General features: G+C 46.8%; 6 protein-coding genes. All 6 read right to left on the reverse strand.

Annotation, left to right across the window (positions count from 1 at the left end; translation table 11 throughout):
* A partial coding sequence (locus AC4E7D_RS14345; RefSeq protein WP_490174458.1) for a 50S ribosomal protein L6 occupies positions 1-300 on the reverse strand: 300 nt, incomplete at its 3' end.
* Positions 301-329: 29 nt separating this feature from the next.
* The gene (gene rpsH / locus AC4E7D_RS14350) at positions 330-728 is read right to left on the reverse strand and encodes a 30S ribosomal protein S8 (RefSeq protein ID WP_490174459.1); all 399 of its coding nucleotides are present in this window, start codon (positions 726-728) and stop codon (positions 330-332) included.
* A gap of 20 nt (positions 729-748) precedes the next feature.
* The gene (gene rpsN, locus AC4E7D_RS14355) at positions 749-1,018 is read right to left on the reverse strand and encodes a 30S ribosomal protein S14 (protein WP_490174460.1); all 270 of its coding nucleotides are present in this window, start codon (positions 1,016-1,018) and stop codon (positions 749-751) included.
* Between the two features lies 1 nt (position 1,019).
* Positions 1,020-1,571: a 50S ribosomal protein L5 gene (rplE, locus tag AC4E7D_RS14360; protein WP_490174461.1), complete on the reverse strand. Its 552-nt coding sequence runs from the start codon at positions 1,569-1,571 to the stop codon at positions 1,020-1,022.
* A 2-nt stretch (positions 1,572-1,573) separates the two neighbouring features.
* The gene (rplX, locus tag AC4E7D_RS14365; RefSeq protein WP_490174462.1) at positions 1,574-1,882 is read right to left on the reverse strand and encodes a 50S ribosomal protein L24; all 309 of its coding nucleotides are present in this window, start codon (positions 1,880-1,882) and stop codon (positions 1,574-1,576) included.
* A gap of 10 nt (positions 1,883-1,892) precedes the next feature.
* Positions 1,893-2,100: large ribosomal subunit protein uL14 (locus tag AC4E7D_RS14370; RefSeq protein ID WP_490174463.1), on the reverse strand; the 208-nt coding region annotated here is incomplete at its 5' end.

Here is a 2,100-nt window from a genome sequence, read left to right on the forward strand (position 1 = left end):
CTGTCCCTGATTGCTGGCTCGGTATCCCACACCCACCAATTCCAGTTCTTTGGTCCATCCCTTGGTCACCCCTTCTACCATATTGTTCACCAGAGAACGGTACAGGCCATGCTTGGCCTTGTGAGTTTTGGACTCTGAAGGACGCTCCACAATCACCTGGCCTTCTTCGACCTTGATTTCCACATCGTCAAATTGCTGGCTGAGTTCCCCCAATTTTCCCTTTACGGTAACGACATTGTCCTTGACCTCTACCTGAGCTCCTTCAGGGATGCTGATCGGATTATTACCTATTCTTGACATTTTCCTATTCTTTTGCTCTTAACTCCTTTCTAATACACGTAGCAAAGCACCTCGCCGCCTACGTTTTCACTAGTCGCCTGTTTGCTTGTCATCACCCCGTGGGAGGTAGACACAATGGCGATCCCCAATCCGTTCAACACCCTTGGCATATCATTGGAAGAGGCATACTTACGCAGACCGGGCTTACTGATCCGCTCAATATTGCGAATTACAGGCTCTTTGGTAAACTTATCGTACTTCAGGGCAATCTTAATAATACCCTGAACCTTGTCTTCCTCGAACTTATAGCTCAGGATATACCCCTGATCAAACAAGATCTTGGTGATCTCTCTTTTCAGGTTGGATCCAGGGATCTCAACTACCCTGTGCCCAGCCCTGCTGGCATTTCGTATTCTGGTCAGATAATCTGCTATCGGATCTGTTAACATCTTTTCCCTATTTAATGCGTTTACCAACTTGCTTTTTTCACTCCCGGGATCAGGCCCTGGTTGGCCATTTCCCTGAAGGTCACCCGCGAAATCCCGAAGGTCCTCATATATCCTTTTGGCCTTCCGGTTAATTTGCAACGGTTGTGCAAACGAACGGGAGATGCATTTTTAGGCAACTTTTGAAGTGCCTCATAATCTCCGGCTTCTTTTAAAGCTTTTCGCTTTGCAGCGTATTTTGCAACCATCTTTGCCCTTTTTCGCTCCCGGGCTTTCATTGATTCTTTAGCCATACTAATTCTTTTTGAAGGGAAGACCCAATTCTGATAAAAGTGATTTTGCTTCCTTATCTGTTTGGGCAGAAGTCACAAAAGTGATATCCATCCCACTGATCCGGTTGATCTTGTCAATGTTGATCTCCGGAAATATAATTTGCTCTGTTACTCCCAGGTTGTAATTCCCGCGACCGTCGAAACCAGTGGCGCGAATTCCCTGGAAATCACGAACCCTTGGAAGTGCGGTGGTAACCAGCCTGTCCAGGAATTCATACATTTTTTCACCTCTCAGGGTAACCTTTGCCCCGATAGGCATGCCCTTACGCAGTTTAAAGGCAGCCACATCCTTTTTGGAAATGGTGGCGACAGCTTTCTGTCCGCTGATCATGGTCAGCTCGTCTACCGCGTGATCAATAAGTTTCTTGTCGGCCACCGCAGCACCAACCCCCCGGCTCAAAACAATTTTTTTGAGTTTAGGGACTTGCATTACGTTAGAGTAGCCATACTCTTCCTTCAGCGCGCTGATCACACGCTCCTGGTATTCTTTCTTTAATCTTGGAACGTAAGCCATAACTAAATTACTTCATTGGATTTCTTGGAAAAACGCACTTTCTTTCCATCCCTGGTTTCAAATCCTACCCTGGTGGTTTCCCCGCTCTTGTCAATAAGTGAGAGGTTAGACACATGAATAGGTGCTTCTTTCTTTACTATACCACCCTGTGGGTTCTGTGCACTGGGTTTCTGGTGTTTAGAAACCATATTGGCCCCTTCTACAATGGCTTTGTTCTTTTCACGGTCAACCCTCAGTACTTTACCTTCGCTACCTTTATGGTCTCCGGTTATCACCCTGACGGTATCTCCTGCTTTGATTCTTAGTTTCATTTTCTATACTTTAAAGTACCTCAGGGGCCAGTGATACAATCTTCATAAATTGTTTCTCCCGCAGTTCCCGGGCAACGGGTCCGAAAACACGTGTTCCGCGCATTTCGCCTGTGGGGCTTAACAATACGCAGGCGTTATCGTCAAAACGGATATAGGATCCGTCCGGTCTGCGCACCTCTTTTATAGTCCGCACCACCACAGCGGTAGAAACGGCACCT

This window comes from Lentiprolixibacter sp. (assembly GCF_982873095.1).